Raw genomic sequence first — 750 nt, forward strand, 5'->3', positions numbered from 1 at the left:
GGCGAGCGGTGCCGGACGCCGGGGCGCCGCGGAGCCGACGCGGTGCGCGGGCTCGGGCGTCGAGGTCTGGATGTCGGTCACGTTAGGGAAGCCTAACCTATAGGTGCCTATAGTGGAACCGTGACCGTTCAGCCCTACCGCAGCTTCCGGACCACCGTCTCCCGTGTGACCGCGCTCAGCCCGCACTTCACCCGCGTGACGCTGACCGGCGAGGACCTCGTCCATTTCGGCACCGACGGCCTCGACCAGCGGATCAAGCTCATGATCCCGTTCGAGGACGGCACGGTCACCGACGTCGGCCAGTTCGACGAGACGGCACCGCTCGGTGAGTGGTACGCGCGCTGGCGGACGCTCCCGGACGCGCAGCGCAATCCCATCCGGACGTATACGGTGCGGGCGGTCCGGCCCGCACAGCGCGAGATCGACGTCGATTTCGTCCTCCACGGCACCGAGGGGCCGGCCTCCGCCTGGGCGTCCGCCGCGGCACCCGGGCAGCCTCTCGTCGTCGTCGGTCCCGACGCCCGCGCCGAGGAGCGCGGAGGATTCGAATGGCGCCCCGGCGACGCGGACACCGTCCTGATCGCGGGCGACGAGACCGCGGTCCCGGCGATCTGCGCGATCGTCGAGACGCTCCCCCCGCACGTGCGCGGCGACGTGCTGGTCGAGGTGCCGGCCGAGGCCGACGAGCTCCCGCTCAGCGCGCCGGACGGCGTGCGTGTGACCTGGCTCGCCCGCGGCAGCGCGGCGCAC

At 72.8% G+C, this 750-nt stretch carries 1 protein-coding gene; it reads left to right on the forward strand.

The window, feature by feature from the left end; genetic code table 11:
* Nucleotides 1-120 precede the first annotated feature (120 nt).
* On the forward strand, nt 121-750 hold a 630-nt coding region (locus MR1_RS18145), incomplete at its 3' end, for a siderophore-interacting protein (RefSeq protein ID WP_169797718.1).

The sequence above is a fragment of the Microbacterium resistens NBRC 103078 genome (genome assembly GCF_001552355.1).
GTDB classification, from domain to species: Bacteria; Actinomycetota; Actinomycetes; order Actinomycetales; family Microbacteriaceae; genus Microbacterium; species Microbacterium resistens.